Source organism: Bradyrhizobium sp. USDA 3397, from assembly GCF_054060965.1.
Window position 1 is genome coordinate 6785157 of the sequence record NZ_JBSSDS010000001.1, and the last position, 18822, is coordinate 6803978.

At 62.6% G+C, this 18822-nt stretch carries 16 protein-coding genes; 15 read left to right on the forward strand and 1 reads right to left on the reverse strand.

What is annotated here, in order from left to right; all coding sequences use genetic code 11:
* Nucleotide 1 precedes the first annotated feature (1 nt).
* From ACVWYQ_RS31380 to ACVWYQ_RS31395, 4 genes are read left to right on the forward strand one after another with little or no spacing between them, the layout of a single operon-like run.
* On the forward strand, nt 2-1558 hold the full coding sequence (locus tag ACVWYQ_RS31380; protein ID WP_456726787.1) for a hypothetical protein: 1557 nt from the start codon (nt 2-4) through the stop codon (nt 1556-1558).
* A gap of 51 nt (nt 1559-1609) precedes the next feature.
* Nucleotides 1610-2647 (forward strand): TAXI family TRAP transporter solute-binding subunit, encoded by a 1038-nt coding sequence (locus ACVWYQ_RS31385; protein WP_456726788.1) that lies wholly within the window; start codon nt 1610-1612, stop codon nt 2645-2647.
* Nucleotides 2644-3276 carry a hypothetical protein gene (locus ACVWYQ_RS31390; RefSeq protein WP_456726789.1) on the forward strand — a complete coding sequence of 211 codons (633 nt, stop codon included), beginning with the start codon at nt 2644-2646 and terminating at the stop codon, nt 3274-3276. Before ACVWYQ_RS31385 ends, ACVWYQ_RS31390 begins: the two co-directional genes overlap by 4 nt.
* Before the next feature lie 22 nt (nt 3277-3298).
* Entirely contained in the window at nt 3299-3871 is a 573-nt protein-coding gene (locus ACVWYQ_RS31395) for a DsrE family protein (RefSeq protein ID WP_456726790.1), read from the forward strand.
* A 239-nt stretch (nt 3872-4110) separates the two neighbouring features.
* Here the strand turns inward: ACVWYQ_RS31395 and ACVWYQ_RS31400 are convergent, their stop codons facing one another.
* Complete coding sequence (locus tag ACVWYQ_RS31400; protein ID WP_456726791.1) at nt 4111-4815, reverse strand: Crp/Fnr family transcriptional regulator; 705 nt, start codon at nt 4813-4815, stop codon at nt 4111-4113.
* A 793-nt stretch (nt 4816-5608) separates the two neighbouring features.
* Here ACVWYQ_RS31400 and ACVWYQ_RS31405 point away from each other — a divergent pair.
* The 11 genes from ACVWYQ_RS31405 (at nt 5609) to ACVWYQ_RS31455 (ending at nt 18781) form a co-directional block, all read left to right on the forward strand.
* A complete protein-coding gene (locus ACVWYQ_RS31405) occupies nt 5609-6412 on the forward strand; it encodes a LuxR C-terminal-related transcriptional regulator (protein ID WP_456726792.1) in 804 nt (267 codons plus the stop codon).
* Nucleotides 6413-7695: 1283 nt separating this feature from the next.
* The gene (locus tag ACVWYQ_RS31410; RefSeq protein ID WP_456727221.1) at nt 7696-8238 is read left to right on the forward strand and encodes a bacterial transcriptional activator domain-containing protein; all 543 of its coding nucleotides are present in this window, start codon (nt 7696-7698) and stop codon (nt 8236-8238) included.
* Nucleotides 8239-8667: 429 nt separating this feature from the next.
* Nucleotides 8668-8856, forward strand: coding sequence for a hypothetical protein (locus tag ACVWYQ_RS31415; protein WP_456726793.1), 189 nt, complete (start codon nt 8668-8670; stop codon nt 8854-8856).
* A 71-nt stretch (nt 8857-8927) separates the two neighbouring features.
* On the forward strand, nt 8928-11252 hold the full coding sequence (locus tag ACVWYQ_RS31420) for a phage tail sheath family protein (RefSeq protein WP_456726794.1): 2325 nt from the start codon (nt 8928-8930) through the stop codon (nt 11250-11252).
* 14 nt (nt 11253-11266) lie between these two features.
* Nucleotides 11267-11794, forward strand: a complete 528-nt coding sequence (locus tag ACVWYQ_RS31425; protein WP_456726795.1) for a phage tail protein — start codon at nt 11267-11269, stop codon at nt 11792-11794.
* A complete protein-coding gene (locus tag ACVWYQ_RS31430) occupies nt 11791-12537 on the forward strand; it encodes a T4 family baseplate hub assembly chaperone (protein ID WP_456726796.1) in 747 nt (248 codons plus the stop codon). Before ACVWYQ_RS31425 ends, ACVWYQ_RS31430 begins: the two co-directional genes overlap by 4 nt.
* A gap of 2 nt (nt 12538-12539) precedes the next feature.
* Complete coding sequence (locus ACVWYQ_RS31435; protein ID WP_456726797.1) at nt 12540-13271, forward strand: hypothetical protein; 732 nt, start codon at nt 12540-12542, stop codon at nt 13269-13271.
* Nucleotides 13268-14605, forward strand: coding sequence for a DUF4255 domain-containing protein (locus tag ACVWYQ_RS31440; protein ID WP_456726798.1), 1338 nt, complete (start codon nt 13268-13270; stop codon nt 14603-14605). The genes ACVWYQ_RS31435 and ACVWYQ_RS31440 overlap by 4 nt, the downstream gene beginning before the upstream one ends.
* On the forward strand, nt 14602-16563 hold the full coding sequence (locus ACVWYQ_RS31445) for an ATP-binding protein (RefSeq protein WP_456726799.1): 1962 nt from the start codon (nt 14602-14604) through the stop codon (nt 16561-16563). The genes ACVWYQ_RS31440 and ACVWYQ_RS31445 overlap by 4 nt, the downstream gene beginning before the upstream one ends.
* Nucleotides 16560-16829 carry a hypothetical protein gene (locus ACVWYQ_RS31450; RefSeq protein WP_456726800.1) on the forward strand — a complete coding sequence of 90 codons (270 nt, stop codon included), beginning with the start codon at nt 16560-16562 and terminating at the stop codon, nt 16827-16829. The genes ACVWYQ_RS31445 and ACVWYQ_RS31450 overlap by 4 nt, the downstream gene beginning before the upstream one ends.
* Entirely contained in the window at nt 16826-18781 is a 1956-nt protein-coding gene (locus ACVWYQ_RS31455) for an eCIS core domain-containing protein (protein ID WP_456726801.1), read from the forward strand. The genes ACVWYQ_RS31450 and ACVWYQ_RS31455 overlap by 4 nt, the downstream gene beginning before the upstream one ends.
* The last annotated feature ends 41 nt before the right edge of the window (nt 18782-18822 follow it).

The window sequence follows — 18822 nt, forward strand, 5'->3', positions numbered from 1 at the left end:
TTTGCTGGAGCAGCAGTTCACCGGAAATCAGCGCGATAGTGAGGCCCAAACAGCACTAACAGCCAAGGGGGCGGAGGGTGCGGCGCGAGCGCACGTCACGGACAGTGGCGCGGCCGAGTTGCGAAAACTACTGCAGCAGGAACACGAACGAGCCTCGCAGCTCGAAAAGGATTTGGCATCGGCCAAGCACGATGTCGAGACGCAAGCGGCCCTGGCAACTAAGGCAAACGAGGAAACCAGCCGACTGAAGCAGGCTGCAGCGAGTGATGCAACGCAGTTGAAGCGATCGCTACAGCAAGAGCATGACAAAGCCGAGGCGCTGGCGAAAGAGCTTTCAACCGCGCGCACCCGAACATACGCATACCAGGCGCAGGCACGTAAAACCGATGAGCAACTGGAAGACCTCAAGAAGAGAGCATCGGATACTGGCGCGGCCGAGTTGCGAGAATCCCTGCAGCAGGAACGCGAACGAGGCTCGCGGCTCGAACAGGAGATGGCATCGGTCAAGCGCGACGTCGAGACGCAAACGGCGTTGCTGGCTAAGGCACAGGACGAAACCAGCCGACTGAAGCAGGCTGCAGAGAGTGATTCGACGCAGTTGAAGCGATCGCTACAGCAGGAGCGTGACAAGGCCGAGGCGCTGGCGAAAGAGCTTTCAATTGCGCGCACGCAGACATATGCCTACGAGGCGCAGGCACGTAAAACCGATGAGCAACTGGAAGACCTCAAGAAGAGAGCATCGGACACTGGCGCGGCCGAGTTGCGAGAATCCCTGCAGCAGGAACGCGAACGAGGCTCGCGGCTCGAACAGGAGATGGCATCGGTCAAGCGCGACGTCGAGACGCAAACGGCGTTGCTGGCTAAGGCACAGGACGAAACCAGCCGACTGAAGCAGGCTGCAGAGGGTGATTCGACGCAGTTGAAGCGATCGCTACAGCAGGAGCATGATAAGGCGGAGCGGCTGGCGAAAGAGTTGCAGGCGGCGCACGCCACGAGAGATGAATACGAGGCCCGGGCTCGCAATGAGAGCGGGCAAAGTGAGCAGCTGAAGAAAGTGGCGGAAACGGACACTACGGAGCCGCGCAAGTCGCCGAAACAAGAACAAGCAGGCTTGAAGCAAGCCGATCCCGGGTCCGAGCGCAGGAACATGCACGCGCTTTCCGCCGCAGTGGTAGCGAACGCGCGTCCGATCGCAAGCGCGCCTGAGATTGACAGGGCAAAATCCCTCCAAGCAGACCAGATCAAGTCAGCGCGTGCCGGAGGCGAACGGCCCGACAGCGCCGGTGAGGATGCGGCCGCGGGAAGATTGGTAGCACGTGCGGGGATCTTGCTTGAGCAGGGCGATATAGGCGCCGCACGGATTGTGCTTGAGCGCGCGGCCGAAAGAGGCAGCGCACAGGCTGTCTTCACACTAGCGGAAACCTACGACCCCCACGTGCTTCCCAAGTGGTCAACAGTTGGCACGCTTGGGGACGTGACAAAGGCGCGAGAGCTTTACGCAAGGGCCGAGGCGGTCGGCAACACGCAAGCGAAACAGCGATTGGAAGCGCTTCAGTAGAACTGTGGCGCTGCGACAAACGGGCATTCTCACAACTAAAAGGAGTACCGAATGCAAAGGTTCTTTCGACCGCAGCTGTTGCTCGCTGCACTCGCTCCGTTGTTGCTGCTGCAGCCCTCTAGCCTTGATGCGCGGACAAAAGGTGCCAAGATGAATACTGCTGCCTCAGCGAACGCAACCGATCACCCTGAACCGAGAGCGAAGATGAATGCCTGGACCGTTGGCCTTGCCGGAGGCCTCCTCGAGGGCGCGCCTATCCGTCTTGCCGCAGAGATCGCTCGTGTTACGGACGACGGCGACAATCTTCATGTATTGCCCATCGTGACGCGAGGAGCGGCCGAAAACGTCAACTCACTGCTCTATTTGCGCGGCATCGATGCAGCCATTATCAACGCCGACGTGCTCGACGAGTACAAGAGGCAAGTGCCGGACATCCAGCGTCGCCTCGCCTACGTGCTGAATCTCTTTCCCTCAGAATTGCATATTTTCGTTCGGCCGGAGATCCACAGTCTGACAGACCTGGTCGGGAAGAAGGTCAATTTCAACAATCAAGGTACGGCCGCAGCCTATTCTGGGCCGCTCATCTTCAGCCGTCTCGGACTTGACGTGCAGCAGACCTTCATCCCGCATCAGGTTGCCTTGGAACAAATGCGCAAGGGCGATATCGCTGCGGTCGTGTTCATCACGTCGAAGCCGGTCGAGCCCTTCGTGCGCGGACGCTGGGAGCCTGGATTCAAGTTCCTTCCGGTACCGTACGAAAGCAGGCTGGAGGATTACTATCTCCCTGCATCTCTCGAAGCATCCGATTATCCTGGCCTGATCAAAGAAGGCGAACACGTCGACACGATCGCCGTGCCGACCGCGTTGGTCGCCTACAACTGGCGAAATAAGAATAACACGTATCGCTATGAGCGTGTCGCTCGCTTTGTCGATCATCTGTTTTCCCGCATCAACAAACTGCAGGAGCCCGGATTTGATCGAAAATGGAAATCGATCAATCTAGCTGCGACGGTGCCCGGGCTTACCCGCTTCCCAGCGGCGCAGGCGTGGCTGGATAACCATTCTAGCGGTACGCAGGCATCGCAATGATTCGCGCCATCTTTATTGTGGCTTCCGCGCTCGCCGTCCTTACAGGATTGGCACCCGCGCGGGGCGCCGAGGATCCGTTGACCCAACTTCGTACTTGCAGTCTGATGCAGCGGGAGGAGCGGGTGGAATGTCTGGACAAGCTCGCGCGAACTGTCGGGCCGCCAACCGGGCCCACAGCAGCGGCAAACGAGTGGGTCATCGGTCAGACGAGTTCGCCAGTCGACTACACGCCGATCGCTACCGCGACGATCTCGTCGCGCGAGGTCGCGGACGGTTCATCGCTGCAGCTGATCATGCGCTGCCGGAGTGGACGGAGCGAACTCGCTGTCTCCGGCTCCGCGATCCCCGGGCGGGCTGAGGATTACATCATTTCCTACAGCGCCAAGGGCGGCCCGCCCATCCAAATCGCTGCGGCACCCCCCGCATTCGGTGCCGGCATTGCGTTCAAGACCGATTCGAGCGCCCTATTTCGGTCACTTCCAAGCGATGGCGAATTGGCCGTGGACATTGCTTCCCGCCTGGGAGCTGCTCAGCATGGAACGTTCTCTTTGATCGGACTTGACGTGGTGCGCAACAAGATAGCCGCGGCATGCAAATGGCCTGCCGTTATCGCAAAGCCGAACGGCTGATGCTGGCACAAATGGGAGGTAGTTGAGCATGTTACGGCAAATTGTGCTGAAGGGAACAACAAGCCTGGCTATGCTTCTTATCGCGGCATCTTTGTCTACGGCGCAGGAAGCTGCACGATCGGTCGACCGGGCATCGGAGTCGCTTCTTCGAAAGCATAAAACGGTGGTTCCGACTATAAACGTGCGCCGCTTGCCCAGATCAGAGAATCGACCCACGGCTAAGAACAAAGAACATCGCCTCATCTTGCAGGTGAATAGCAACGATGCGGCGGCGATGAATTTGACCCTGAACAACGCTACAAACGTGGTGCAACATTATAAGGACATGGGCGAGAAGGTTAAGATCGAGGTGATCACCTTCGGGCCCGGCTTGCACATGCTCCGCACCGATACCTCGCCGGTGAAGGACCGAATTGAAACAATGTCGATGAGCACGCCGGAGGTCATGTTCAAAGCGTGCGGCAACACGCGGGAGAACATGCGCAAACACGAGAACAAAGAGATACGGCTCATTCCAGAGGCTCAAGTCGTCAACTCCGGGGTCGTACACATTATGGAGAGGGAGGAGCAGGGCTGGACCTACGTCAAGCCCTGACCGTGTTACCGCCAAGGCATCGCGAGCCCTGCTGCGTACATTACATACATACAATTGAAGGCCGCAGGACCAGATTTTGGTTCAGCGACGTACAGAATCGGCGCGCGTGCTGCCGAGACCCGGCAAGTCGGATTGGCGAGTTTGTTTCAGAGCTGCTTAGGAACTTCAGAGCTGCTTAGGAATGCTCTCGCGGGGGCTGGGTCATGTTAGCGCCCGCTCGCAACTCCGTCGCGAGGGCCTCACGCATACGTCAGGGGTAGCAGTCGCCGATATGTCGTTCGAATGATTCCGTAGCACTCGCAACTCGCATTCTCGAGCCCCGAACGATCCAGCACTCGAATCCTCCCGTAGGACGTCTCGATGAGTCCATCGTTTTGAAGCTTCTTGAGAGCCAACGAAACGGTGGGTCGCACCGTACCAAGCATTTCCCCTAAAAATTCGTGCGTGAGATGGACAACGTCACCCTCAGTTCTGTCAAGCCCCATAAGGATCCAGCGCGCGCATCGCGAGAGCACATCATGGGCTGCATTGCACGCAACTTGCTGCAGAACATGTGCGGCGAAGGCCTGTTGAAAGTGACCGACGAGCCGCCGGATTCCTTCGCTTTCGGAAACTGCCTTCTTCATCCGACCGAGCTTGACCACGGAACAACGGCCCGGAATCTGCACAATCGATCGTGTTAGAGCAATGCTATCACCATGAATCGCAAAAGACCCAACAATCCCTTCACAACCGATTGTACCCGTTTCGATCGTCCCGCCCTCTTTCAGGTGGGTCAAAAGCGATACAAGCGCTGTATGAGGGAAGTAAATTCGGTCGACCCGACCGTGCCAGTCGAACAAGACATCACCGCGCGAGAACTCGGCTTCATCCGGCCTGAGAAGCTCAACCTCGGCTGGCGACATAGCGGCAAGCAATCTATTTTTAACCAGCTGCCTCGTCATCGTAAGTCTATCCTGGAAAACGAATTGTCAGTATTGGCATTCGCCGCCGATAAGACCCGATGGCGAATACCTCGCGCCCAGGCGGCCTGCTTGCACAAGTTTTGAGCAGCGACCGCATCCGCGCAAGTACATCCTTTGGGCTATTCCATAACGATCAGCCACCCTAACGTCGTTCAAGAAGTCGCGTGGGCAGCTGCGTAGGACCGTCCTGCCGTAGCGAGGAAATTAGATTTGCACCCCCCTCCCAATCCTCGTATTTCAAACAGGTGCGCCCCGGGGAGCTTGCCGCCGATTTCGGTTCCACTTTGATTCAGCGCGAAATAAAGTGGTAAACTGTATTGAGCAATACAGACTCTCACGTGGTCTTTGTGCGACTGCCTCTTCAGTAGTGGCTGCGTATACAGCGTGCGTGCTCGGCCCACCATGTGGTCGCGCTACGCTACATGAGCCCAATGCTGCGGGCCCAAGCTGCGGCGATTTCCCGTTTCATCGGTATTTTGCCGGCAATGGCGCTTCTCAATTCGCAGGCAACGGAGCCTCCGAGTCGCGAGACGCAGGCTCAGCCAGGCCGCATGGAATACAAACGCACAATAACTGCCGCCCACCGGCATCCTATCGTTTGCAAGATTTGAGTCGCGTTCTGCAGGAGATAATTATGCTTAGAGGATCAAGGAGGAAGCGCTCTCTAACAACCATAGTCATTGGAGGAAACAGCTTACGAAAAGACGCTCTTACGGAATTCCTACGCTCTGCTGATCTTGGCACAGTGAGGGCGGTGACATGTGCGGATCAATTGTACGCATATGAATTCGAACACGGACAAAAGCTGTTCGTCCTTGTACATACCGGCGACGATTTCCAGATTGCTCACGAGCAAATCGAGCCTCTCAGGAGAGGTCACCCAGATTCGCGCGTAGTTGTGGTTGCCGATCGATACCGGCCACATGAAGTGGCTGCAACATTTCAGGCCGGCGCGAATGGCTACTTTGTTGACGTCATGAGCCGCGAGGTATTCATCAAATCGATCGAACTCGTGATCATGGGCGAAACAGTGTTTCCTCCGGCATTTCTGCCCTTGGCTCTCGATCTCAAAGATGAACACACTGATCGCGCGGGAGCATGTGACAGTCGCAAGAACCTGACAGTCGCGCCAGACGACCGGACTGCCCAACAGCTTTCTCCACGGCAAAAATCGATTCTGCGCTGCGTTGTCGAAGGCGATTCGAACAAATGCATTGCGCGAAAGATCGACATCGCCGAGTCGACGGTTAAGGTCCATGTAAAGGCGATCCTTCGCAAAATCGGCGTGCACAATCGGACGCAAGCCGCCGTTTGGGGCATTAACAACGAGCTTAACGAAAACGAAAACGCGCACTCCCGGCCCGTAGCGCCAAATTTGCTGGTCCCGCACTCCGTCCAAGGAACAGCCGCAGTCAAACGAAGCGACGCATCTCTGATAGCAAACATGGTCGAGAACAAGGAACGCAACTTGAACGCCGCACATGCAGAAGGCGTCGCTCAACTCCGCGGTCGTTCAGCTTCGCAAGGCAGGGTTGTGAGCTTCGAGGGGACATCGAGAATGCCCTCGAAAGCTTGAAGGCATGCTACTGACATTTGCGCTGAAGGCGATGAACTTGCTCGCTCGTTGCGAACAGGTTTGCGAAGATCGACGCTGGCCCGCCGGCGGCAACGGTTTGCAGGGCACCGGCTTGGTTCGAGGTTCATACCAAGGCGGCGCTGGAGCTGCGCGCGGCCACGCCTTGCGACGCCCCCCACGAGTCCGTGCGCGCGAAATCCTTGATCTGGCTGCGCAAACGTCGGGGGGCCGGTTTCACCAACCCGGCCCTTGCCGCGCGGTCGCTGCGATCAGCTCGTTTGAAATACGCGCTCGAGCTTCGGGCCGATGCAACAGTGCGGCTTGGCGGAGCGAAGAGGAGCAAAGCGCCCGTGGCACTCCCGCTCAGCGTCTGCCTCCCCGGCCGCCGCTCGCACGCCGCAGCAGCTCTTCGGCCTCGGCCCGGTTCGGGACCCGCTGGTCATGCGGCTCCGGTTTGCGCATGCGGCTGCGCCTGCCCCGCCGCGGCCGTGATCGCGGTCGAAGCGTGGCGGTGGTGGTGGCTCGTCCAGCCCATCTCCGAAGCTCTGCACCTGCGCTCTCTTATCGAGACTTGCGACGCCAGTTGGCGTCAGCTCGATCGGATAGCGCGGGGCCTGCGCCACTAGGACCGGCCGCCCCCCCCGCCGCTGGCGGGATCGTCGATCATCCGCGCGGCCGATCTCCGCAGCCGAGCCGCGGGCATTGCGGTCGTTCTCGTTTTAGGTGAGCGCCCGTCAGGCGTTTTATCAAGCCGCGCGAAAGGCCATGTCCGCATGAGTTCCAGGAGGCCAGCGGTGCTAGGCGGACATGGGACGCCTGCTGATTCGTGCCCGGTCGCACGCTCGTTGCATTGTACGCTCAAAATGAAGGTCCGAACGGCTCACCTTATTTTGCGCGACAGATAGCGATTATAGACGTCGGCTGGTACTCAGGAACCATATCCGGGCGTGTCTGGTCTCGAAAACCAAGATCGTGTAGGTTGTATCTCTTCTGGGAGACCCGCCATGCTTCAGATCCGTATGTTTGGTGGTTTTTTCGTCACCGCCGGTGGGCATCTCGTGCCTTCAGATTTCGGGACCAAGGGACGTCGCCTATGCGCCTTCCTATTCGCGTTTCCCAATCTCATTCACCGCCGCGCCAAACTTACGGACCTGTTCTGGCCGGAGCTTGATGGCGAGGGTGCGCGCGCCGCATTCAGCACCGCGCTGTGGAGGTTGCGTCGCTTCCTCGCCGCCGATGAGGAAAGCGGGCATCTGAGGATCAAATCTACCCCGCAGGAACTCGTGTTGCAGCTAGACGACACGCGCGCAATCGACATTCATCATTTTCGCTTGCGCATCGCTGCGGCCTCAGGCGGAGATAGTGCGGCCATCGACTATAAAATGTTGGAGGCCGCAACGGCGCTCTATGCAGGACCGTTCCTCGACGGTGAGGATGATTGCTGGGTCCTTGAAGAGCGCGAGGCACTGCACTGCGTTTACGTTCGCGCGCTCACCGAATTGATGCGCTGGACTGCCGAGCAGGATCGCTTTGAGGACGCGCTTGCATATGGACGCCGTATCCTCGCATGTGATCCGACGCGGGAAACGATCCAGCGCTGGGTGATGCTGCTCTATGTGTTGAACGGTCAGCGCGGCGAGGCGGTCCGCCAATACGATCGCTGCCACCACGCCCTGCTTGACACCTGCGACGTGGAGCCCATGCCGGAGACGACGAAGCTCGCGGCAATGATCCGCTCCGGCGAGTTGCTCACCCGTCTCCCCGAGCTGCGGCAGGCCATGTGGGTCATCGACGGCCGCGATCCTTTCCTTCTCTCTCTGCACTAGCTCGGTTCTGTTTCGATCCAGTCGCCTCCCGGAGCTGGCGTTCATGCATGGCTACGTCGGCGGTCGCACAGCTGCCCGCGCAGCACGGAGCGAGCGCGCTTGGTTGCCTGCGCGCTGCCGTGGCAAGGTTACTCAAACGTCTGACCTGAGAATTCGGAAAGCGGCTTCTCCGCTCTCCCCACGTGCTCCTGCGCGCCCGAAAGCGGCAGACCAGGCCAACCAATTGATAAACCAGCGAAAAAAGCTGAACGGTTGGCCCTCGTTAGATTCTCGTGAGATTTCGCAGAAACCGGTCCGAACTTCTCGCGAGACGGAAATGAACCGCCAACGAGCCGTCGGACAGAAGCCCGACAGCGGCCGTTGCTAGTCTCGCTCCATCAAATTGAAGGCTCCACCGGCGGACAGGCGAATATGGCTCGTGTGCCTATCATGGCCCCTTCCAACGAGCACGTGTTCACCGTCCGCCTGTGGTGGGAGCAGAGCAGAGACGAGGCGAAGGACGAGCACTGGCGAGGTCGTCTGTATCACTCGCAGTCGAAGACGACCCGGCATTTCGTTGGCCTCGCGATGCTGTTCGATCAGATTCGAGAGTTGCTGGAGCGAGAAGACCGACAATGAGGTGATCTCTTCTGCGCTCTGTCGGCCGCGCTCCGCGGCATCCAATTCGGTCTGCAGGGAAAGGGCGAAACATGCCAGCCAGTCTGAGCTACCCGGGCGTCTACATCGAGGAGATCCCGAGCGGCGTCCGCACCATCACCGGAGTGGAGACCTCAGTCACGGCGTTCCTCGGGTATGCCCAGCGGGGCCCCACCAACCTAGCGACCCAGATCTTCAATTTCAGTGACTATGAGCGAGCATTCGGCGGCCTGCATCCCGATTCCGACCTGTCCTACGCGATCCAGCACTTCTTCCAAAACGGCGGCGGGAAGGCCTGGGTCGTGCGGGTCGCCAAAGGGGCCGCAAAGGCCGAGGTGCGGCTGAAGAACAGTGTCGGCGATAGTGCCGTCACGGTGCTCACTGCGACCGCCAAAACCGATGGCCTGTGGGGCAACAACCTGCGCCTGGACCTCGACTATGACACGGTCAATCCGGCCAGTCTGTTCAATCTGCGGGTGACCGAATTCGTCGACCGCGGGGGCACGCTGCAGCCGAGCCGCGTCGAAGTTCACCGGAATCTCAGCATGAGCAGCCTGTCGCCCAGTTACGCGGTCGACATCATCAAGGCGAGCTCCGACTTGATCGAGGTCAGCCGCTCTCCCGAGGCGCTGACCGCGATCCAGAACAAAAAGGCGACCAGCATCAGCGGTCCGCTCGCCGACGCCGATCTTACCCAGCTCTCCGACAATCGCCGGCGCCTTGCCGTCACGATCGATGGCGACGGGCCGCACGAGTTCGACATCTTCGATAGCGGCGGTATCCTGTCGGGCAGCACCCTCAATCAACGCCTCGACGATCTCGCGGCGCGCATCGAGGCGCGCGTGCGGGCGATCAAGCCGAGCGTGCCGGCGTTCGGCGATTTCACCTGCACCCGTTCGGACAGTGCGGTCACGGCAACCTCCGGAACGCCGAATGGTCGGGGCGAGGAATCGTCGGTCCGCTTCGGCAACGCGAGCCAACGCAATTCAGCGGTAGTGCTGAAGCTCGGTGTCGCTAATGGCGGCCATGAAGCTGATGGCGCCGCAGCTATCCGCCCGCCGCGGACCGGGACGGTCGGAAGCAGCCTGGCCGCGCTCAATCTCTCGACGCTCAATCAGCCGGCGCACGTGGATGTCACGGTCAGTGCGCCGGGCGTGGCCGATGACGGGCCGCATTCGTTGACGCTTTGGGGTGACACGGGGCGCCCGGCCTCGCGTGAGGCGCTGCGCAGCAGCTTGCAGGCAGCGCTCGCGGGCTCGTCGCGCGCCGCGCTCAACCAAGCCGCGGTGACCCTAAGCGACGGCGCCTTGCAGGTCGTGGCCGGGGGAATAGATCCCAACGTGCGCCTGCAGTTTGCTAATTCGGGCTCCGACACTACCGCCACTACAATCGGTCTTGCCGGAGGTACTGAAAACGTATCGCGCTACGCGCTCGGCAACGGGCTCGAATCCGGAGCGCAGACCGGCGCACTCTCGGGCGACGACGGCACGCCGCCAAGTCCCACCGAGCTGAAAGGGAGCCGGCTCGCCAAAACCGGGCTTTATGCCCTTGAGGACGTCGACCTCTTCAACATTCTCTGCATCCCGAACCAGTCCGATGCGGCGCTTCTATCGGATGCCTTGAGCTACGTTGAGGAGCGGCGGGCGATGCTGATCATTGATCCACCGAGTACGATCGACACGTTTCTGGAGGCTAAGAACTGGATCGCTAGCGTCGGAACGCTGCGTCACCGCAATGCGGCTGCCTACTTCCCGCGCGTCCGCGCGCCCGACCCGCTCAGTGGAAACCGCCTGCGCTCATTCGCCAACAGCGGGATGATTGCCGGTCTCTATGCCCGCACCGACGCCGCGCGCGGAGTGTGGAAGGCTGCGGCCGGCATGGATGCGACGCTCCGTGGGGTGCAGGCGCTCGAGTACCTCCTCACCGATCAGGAGAACGGCGCACTTAATCCGGTAGCGCTCAACTGTCTGCGCAACTTTCCCAACCTCGCACCGATGGTGTGGGGCGCGCGCACTCTCGAGGGTACAGACCAGATGGCTTCCGAGTGGAAATACATCCCGGTGCGGCGGCTAGCGCTATTCATTGAGGAGAGTCTATTCCGCGGTACCCAGTGGGTGGTGTTCGAGCCGAACGGCGAGGAGCTGTGGTCACAGGTGCGGCTCAACGTCGGCGCTTTCATGAACAATTTGTTCCGGCAAGGCGCGTTCAAGGGAACGACTCCGCGCGAGGCCTATCTGGTCAAATGCGACAGTGAGACCACGACCCAGAACGACATCAATCTCGGCATCATCAACATCGTCGTCGGGTTCGCTCCGCTCAAGCCGGCCGAATTCGTGGTGATCAAGATCCAGCAATTGGCTGGCCAGATTCAGACCTGATCGAGGGAGCCGCCATGGCCCAATTCAGCGTCAATGCGCAGCGCTTCGACCCGTACAAGAACTTCAAGTTCCGAGTGAAATGGGATGGTCGGTATGTCGCCGGCGTGAGCAAGGTGGGTGCGCTGAAGCGTTCCACCGAAATCGTCGAGCACCGCGAAGGCGGCGATCCGAGCACTGGGCGCAAGTCGCCCGGTCGCACCAAGTACGAAGCGATAACGCTCGAGCGCGGGGTCACGCACGACACCGAATTCGAGAAATGGGCCAACAAGGTGTGGAACTTCGGCTCGGGCCTCGGCGCGGAGACGTCGCTGAAGGACTTCCGCAAGGACATCATCATCGAGCTGTACAATGAGGCCGGGCAGCTCGCGCAGGCCTATAAGGTGTTCCGCTGTTGGGTCTCGGAATTCCAAGCGCTGCCGGACCTCGATGCCAATGCCAACGCGATCGCCATACAGACAATCAAGTTGGAAAACGAGGGCTGGGAGCGCGACTACGACGTTGTCGAACCGTCCGAGCCAAGCTTCGTCGAGCCGCAGGCATGACGCAGCCCTTCAGCAGTTCCGACATCCTCCGCATCTACGAGACGGGCCGCGCGCGGCACGCGTTGGACCGGGCACTGCTGCTTGTTCACGTCGCCGATCCGCAACTGTCGGAGCAGGAGCTGTTTGAGCTGCCGATTGGTGCGCGCGACGCCCGGCTGTTCGACGCTCGCATCGGCACGCTCGGCGACCGGTTCGACGCGGTGGCATCCTGTCCGCGATGCGCGGCGCTGCTTGAGCTCTCGTTCAGCGGCCGGGACATTATAGGGGCGGCCTCGCCACAGCCGGGCGCCACGCAAAAACGCGATGATACTGTTGCGCTCTCATGCGGCCTTACAATCCGTCTGCGCTGTCCCAACAGCCGCGATCTCGCCGCCATCGCCGGAGCCGCCGACGTAGAAGCGGCGCGGCACGCACTAATCGCCCGTTGCGCCGAGCCGATACGGGCGGCGGGGGAGCAGGGGGCACTCGAGCGGTTGCTCGCCTGCAGCGAGGAGATTTCCGTCCTGCTGACCGAGCAGGATCCACAGGCCGATGTCGAACTCGCCATCGGCTGCCATGCCTGCGGCCATACGTGGTCAGCGATCTTCGATATCGCCTCATTCTTCTGGAGCGAGATCGAGATGCTCGCGCGCCGTCTTGTGCAGGAGGTCGCGTTGCTGGCGCGTGCGTTCGGCTGGAGCGAGGCCGACATTTTGGCGAAGAGCCCGGCGCGGCGAGGGCTCTATCTGGACCTGGCGGTGTAGCAATGGCCGACTTCCTAGCCCGCCTCAGCGCTCGTACTCTCGGCTTCGCCGCGGCGGTGCAGCCGCGACCGGCCGCCTTCTTTGGCGCGCCGCTGAGAGAAGCAGACGTGCCTGCATCGCAGCAGCCGGACGAGGGCTCCAGCGTCGTATCGCCGGCAACCGAACTGCCGCTCGTTGAACAGACGACGAGGCGGCCTGATACGCCGGTGGATGCTGGCTCGGCGCGCGCTCGCCCACTCTCGTCCGTTGCGCCGAACACCAGTCGGCCTGCTCCGCCGCCCGCACAAGCGGAGCAGCAATACGCTGAGGAGCCGGTCGCGCGCCGCAGGACACCGCCGCAACGAGCGCCCGCGCCACTCGTCCGGTTGACGCTGCCAGCGTCTGCAGTCGCAGCGCTGGCGCAACCGGTGAGCAAGGACGGCGCGCCCGTCATGCCAGGACTGGCACGTGTGGGCGCAAGTACGCCAGCCGCGCCGACAGCGATGGCTCCGCGCCCGGCGCGCATCGAGGCCGCGTTCGAGCCGGCACAGCTGCTGCACCCCGAACGGCTGAAGCCCTACATGCCAATGTCTGCGGCGGCACCCCAACGCGCCTCCACGGACATCATCCGCATCACCATCGGTCGCGTCGAAGTGCGCTCCTCCGCGCCGGCCCCCCCGGCGCCGCGCCAACCACTGGCTCCCTCCGGCCCTTCGCTCGACGAGTACCTCAAGCGCGGAGGGACGGCGCGATGAGCAACGCGTTGGCGATCGCCTCGGTGACGCGAGTCCTGAAGGACTTGCTGAACGACGGCTTCGTCAACCATGACGTCAGCGGGGCAATCGGCGGCAACGTCACCGTGACGGCGCTGCCACCCGATCGCATAAGCACCGATGTGGACGCTGCGCAGACGAGCCAGATCAATCTCTTCCTGCATCAGGTGACGCCCAATTCCGGCTGGCGCAATCGTGATCTCCCGACCCGAAACACAGAGGGACAGCGGCTCGGCAATCCGCTGCTCTCGCTCAACCTGCATTACCTTGTGACAGCCTACGGCGCCGAGGAGCTCCACAGTGAGATCCTTCTCGGATACGCGATGTTGCTTTTACACGAGAACACAGTGCTCACGCGCGAAGCGATCCGCAGTTCGCTCGCCGGCGTAGCCGTCGATCAGGAAAGTCTGCCGCCGGCGCTGCGTGCGGTCGCCGGTTCAGAACTCGCCGAGCAGCAGGAGCTAATTCGCATTACGCCCGCGAACCTGTCCACCGAGGAGATGTCCAAGCTGTGGAGCGCCTTCCAAGCGCGCTACCGCCCGACCGCTGCCTACGAGGTTTCGGTCGTCCTCATGGAGAGCAAGCGGCCGCGACGCGCACCACTCCCGGTGCTCACACGCGGTCGCCGCGACCCGGATACGGGCCGTGAGGAAGGCATCACGGCGAGTCCGACCCTGCTGCCGCCGTATCCTACCCTCACGGCGCTGACCTTTGCCGATGAAATGAACGTGGTGCGGATGGGCGAGGTCGTCACGCTGGAGGGGCACTACCTGGCCAGCGACGAAATTGTTGTGTGCTTCACCGATCCGCGGACCCGCCGCGCCTTTTCGCTGAAGGCGGTCGCCGGCGGGACGCCGTTAAGGCGCACGGTGCAGCTTCCGTCCGATCCGGCGACCGGACCGGTCGCAGCCGACGCACCGGAGAATCCCGAGAACTGGCGTCCCGGTCCTTATGACGTGACGATCGTGCTCAAGCCTCCGGGAGAGGATGCGGCACGCACCAGCAATGCGCTCGCGATGATGCTCGCGCCGCGCATCGTGAGCGTCGCATACGCGGCCGCCAGCAAACAGATCAACGTCGAATGCAGCCCGCCGGTCGGCAAGAACCAGCGCGTCTCGCTGATCGTCGGGCAGCGGGAAGTCCCGGCCGAGTCGATCACCACGGCGTCGACCCGGCAGCTCACCTTTTCGACCGCCGGGATCGTACCGGGCACGTATTGGGTGCGGCTTCGCGTCGATGGCGCCGAAAGCATCCTGATCGACCGCTCGGCGCGGCCGCCGGCCTTCGTGGCGACGCAGAAAGTGGTAGTGACGTGAACGTCCTGGCGCAGCGATGGGCGGAAGCCAACCAGCACGGCCTGAGCCGCGAGCTCGCCCGCGTGCGTGGACATCTGCTCGCCCACGCGCGCCGGCTGGGTGTCACCGGCCTCGGCGGCGCTGAGCCAGATCACGCAGGCGCGCCGTCCGCTGCAGACCCGGCCGGATGCGAGCCTTCGATGCTGCGCCGTCTGTGCGAAGCGTTCGGGCTTTCAGGCTTCGAACGGGACGTTCTTCTGCTCTGCGCCGGCGTCGAGCTCGACAGCCGCCTGGCCACACTGCTCGCCGCGCTCTTGGGCGATAGGCAGCGCTGCCATCCGACGTTCAGTCTCGCGCTCGCGGCGCTACCGAACGCGCACTGGAGCGCACTGACGCCAGTGGCGCCGCTGCGGCGCTGGCGCCTGGTCGAGGCTGCCGGCGATTCGCTGACGACCGGAGCGCTGCGTGTGGACGAGCGCATCCTGCACTATCTCACGGGCATCTCCTACATCGACGAGCCATTGCAAGGCATCATGGAGCCGGTCCATCCCTCGGCCCTGCTGGCGCCCTCGCAGATCAAGCTCGCCGAGCAACTCGCGCTCTTGTGGCGCCGACCGGCCGAGCGCGGGGTGGCCGTACAGCTCTGTGGTGAGCTCGGCAGCAAGATCGCGATTGCGACCGCGGCGGCGGATCGGCTCGGCCTGCAACTGCTCGGCATCTCGGCCCGCGACATTCCGCAAGCGCCTGGGGAGCGCGCAGCGCTGCTGCGGCACGCCGAACGAGAGATGGTGCTCAGCGGCTCCGCGTTGATCCTCGATTGCGAGTCGCTGACGCCCGGCGAAGCGCAAGAGCGCTCAGCCATGTCGTTCGCGGCCGCGATCGCCGGCCCGCTGGCGGTGTTCTGCCGCACGCCGCTGCGCTTCGAAGGAACCCCGATGTCGCAGCTTGAGATCCAGCCGCTGAACTGGAGCGAGCGGCGCGGCCTCTGGCGTACTGCCCTCGGCAGCGCCGCCGAAAAACTCAACGGCGAGCTCGATGCACTCGCTAGCCACTCACTCCCCTCCGAACAGGCGATCCGCGCCGTGCGCGTCAGCCTGGAGAGCGACGCCGGCATCTGCGGCGCCGCCCGCGAGCTACGAGCGGTTTTCCGTTCCGATGCGCGAACGATTATGAGCGAGCTTGCGCAGCGCATCGAGCCATCTGCCAACTGGGACGACTTGATTCTGCCGGGCTGCGAACTGCAAACCTTGCGCGAGATCGCCGCCAATGTGCGCCAAAGCCACACTGTGTATGAGACCTGGGGCTTCGCTGCCAAGGCCACGCGCGGCCTCGGCCTCGGCGTCCTCTTCTCCGGCGCCAGCGGCACCGGAAAGACGATGGCAGCGGAAGTGCTAGCCAACGAGCTCGGGCTCGATCTCTTCCAGATCGACCTCTCGCAGGTGGTCAGCAAGTATATTGGCGAAACCGAGAAGAACCTGCGCCGCATCTTCGACGCCGCCGATCGGGCACGCGTCATCCTGTTGTTCGACGAGGCGGATGCGTTGTTCGGCAAGCGTAGCGAGGTCAAGGACAGCCACGACCGCTACGCAAATATCGAGGTGAGCTATTTGCTGCAGCGCATGGAAGCCTATCGCGGCCTCGCCATTCTCACGACGAACATGAAGGCGGCGCTTGATCCTGCCTTCCTGCGCCGCCTGCGCTTCGTGGTTAGATTCCCATTCCCCGACGATGGCCAGCGCGCGCAGATTTGGCGCCGCATCTTTCCGGCCGCAACTCCGACCGAGGTACTCGACTTCGACCTCTTGGCCCGCCTCAAGATACCGGGCGGCAATATCCGCGGCATCGCCCTCAACGCCGCCTTCCATGCCGCCGAAGAGGGAAAGCCGATCAGCATGGCGCACCTGAGACGCGCCGCCGAGCGTGAATACGCCAAGCTGGAAAAAGCCCTGACGGCAAGCGAGATCGGAGGCTGGCAATGACTGCGGCAGTCGAGCTGCACATTGGTGAGCTAGTCCTCGATGGCATAGAGGGAGATGGTCGCGGCGTCGCACAGGCGATCGAGCGCGAGCTCACCCGCCTGATCGGCGAGCGGGGCCTGCCGGCGCTCTACAAGGCGCAGGGCGCCCATGCAGCGCTCACCGCCCGGCGGATTTCGCTTCGAAATCAGCCATCCGCGCAGACGATCGGGTCCGCGGTCGCCGAAGCCCTCTACAGCGCCGAACCTCAGGGGAATACGAGGCGATGACGGCGAGCGCGCTAGGCAGAACAACCAGAGAGCCGGCTTTGGGCGATGGACCCGCGCCGGTCGGACTCCTGCAGCGCAAGTGCTCTTGCGGCGGCGCGGCCTCTCTGCAAGGTGAATGCGAGGAATGTCAGAAGAAGCGTCTGCACCGGCGCGGGGGTGGCGCTGCTGCAGCGATAGCGCCGCCCGTCGTGAACGAGGTGTTGCGCTCGCCGGGCCAGCTGCTCGACGCCGGAGCCCGCGCGTTCATGGAGCCTCGGTTCGGGCACGACTTCGGCGGCGTGCGTGTGCACATCGATGCGCGGGCGGCCGAGTCGGCACGCAATGTCAATGCGCTCGCCTACACGGTCGGTCGCGACATTGTGTTCGGATCCGGCCAGTACGCCCCCGACAGCGAATCCGGGCGCAAGCTGCTCGCGCACGAGCTGCATCACGTCTCCCACGATGCGGGCGACGCGCGGCCGGACTCGCCGATCGAGATCGCCGGTGCAGATGCGCCTGGCGAAGCGGAAGCACGCGCCGCCGAGGCGATGGGCGCGGAGGCAGCCGCGTTGGCGCCGGCTCCGCTGGCGCCAGGCCGTCTGCGCCGCAAGGAGCAGCCCGCGCAGAGTGCGGGTGCATCGCAGCCCCAGCACGCCAACGCCGCTTTAATATCGCCTTGCCTGCAACCGATCGCAGGTGAAGAAATCGAGATCCTGTTGGAATCGCGCGCCGTCACGATCGTCGAATACGGGGCCGAGTGGTGTCATCCCTGCAAGGACCTGCAGGCCGACTTGACAGCGATCTGCCAACGGTTCCGCACAAACCCGCCGCCGGTGCCTGTACGCTTCTACACCGTCGACGTCGACGAGCCGAGCAATGCCACGACCGTCAAGAAGGAAGCAGCCGGTGACGTTCCGCAGCTGGTGATCTACGTCGGATCGACCGAGCGTTATCACATCGTAGGCCGGCCGGATCCGGAAGTCCTCGAGCAGCGGATCAATGAGCAGATCGAATATGCGTCCCGTTCCGGCGCGGCGCGCGGAGCCTGGAGCGGCCTCAAGTGGGGCGCAGGACTCGGCGCGGCCGCTGGGCTTGCACTTGGCGTGGGGCTTGCGTTTGCCGGCGTGCTGAGTGGCGGCACCGTGCTTGCAGCGCTGGCCGGGCTCACCGCGGGCGGTGCGGTGGCCGGCGGCGGACTAGGAGCCGGGCTCGGCGCAATCATCGGCGCGCTCACCGACCGCCGTGAGCGCGCCGTGAGCGCACGCGTCGGCTTCAACGAAGCCGAAAGCCTGATCCGCCGCCGCTACGGCAAGTATCTCAGCGCCGGCGCCGGGCCGCTGCATGGCGCTCGCTTCCGTCCGGTGACGCAAGCCGAGCTGCAGATGTGGTTCAAATGCCGTCACCCCGAATCGGCCAACCAGGACATGGGCAATCTGGTGGGCTGGACAGATACCGGTCCGGAGCCCCCGAGGGTGATCGCATCGGCGGCAGACGAGCCGACGTGCGCAGGCGGGCAGCTCGAGCATGCGACGCTTGATCGGCCCGTCATCTACTACGCCGTTGACCGGCGTGATCTCACCGTCTTGATCCACGAAGGCCTGCACGCCCATGCCCACCCGAAATTCGCTCAGCAGCTTCGCAACTTCATCAATGAAGGCACGGCCGAGTACTTTACCCGCAAGCTCGCGAACGAGATCGGCGCGACATCGGAGAGTGGCTATGGCGACAACGTGCAGCAGGTGATGAAGCTCGTCGCCGTGATCGGCGAAGATGCTCTTGCGGCGGCGTATTTCGAAGGAGATTTCACGGCCGCCAATCGGGTGCTCGGCGCCTGCGGTCTGGAGCGCTGGGCGCAGCTCTTGCAGGCAATGTACGGGCAATCGCAAGAGGCCGACGGGGTCCTGAAGTCGCGGGGAGGAAACTACTGCGCCGCCATCAAGGCCTTCCCCGGCGTTCCTAGGGACGAGCAATGACGGCCGGGCGGCCCGCACGCCACCCTGAAAGCGCGGCCGGG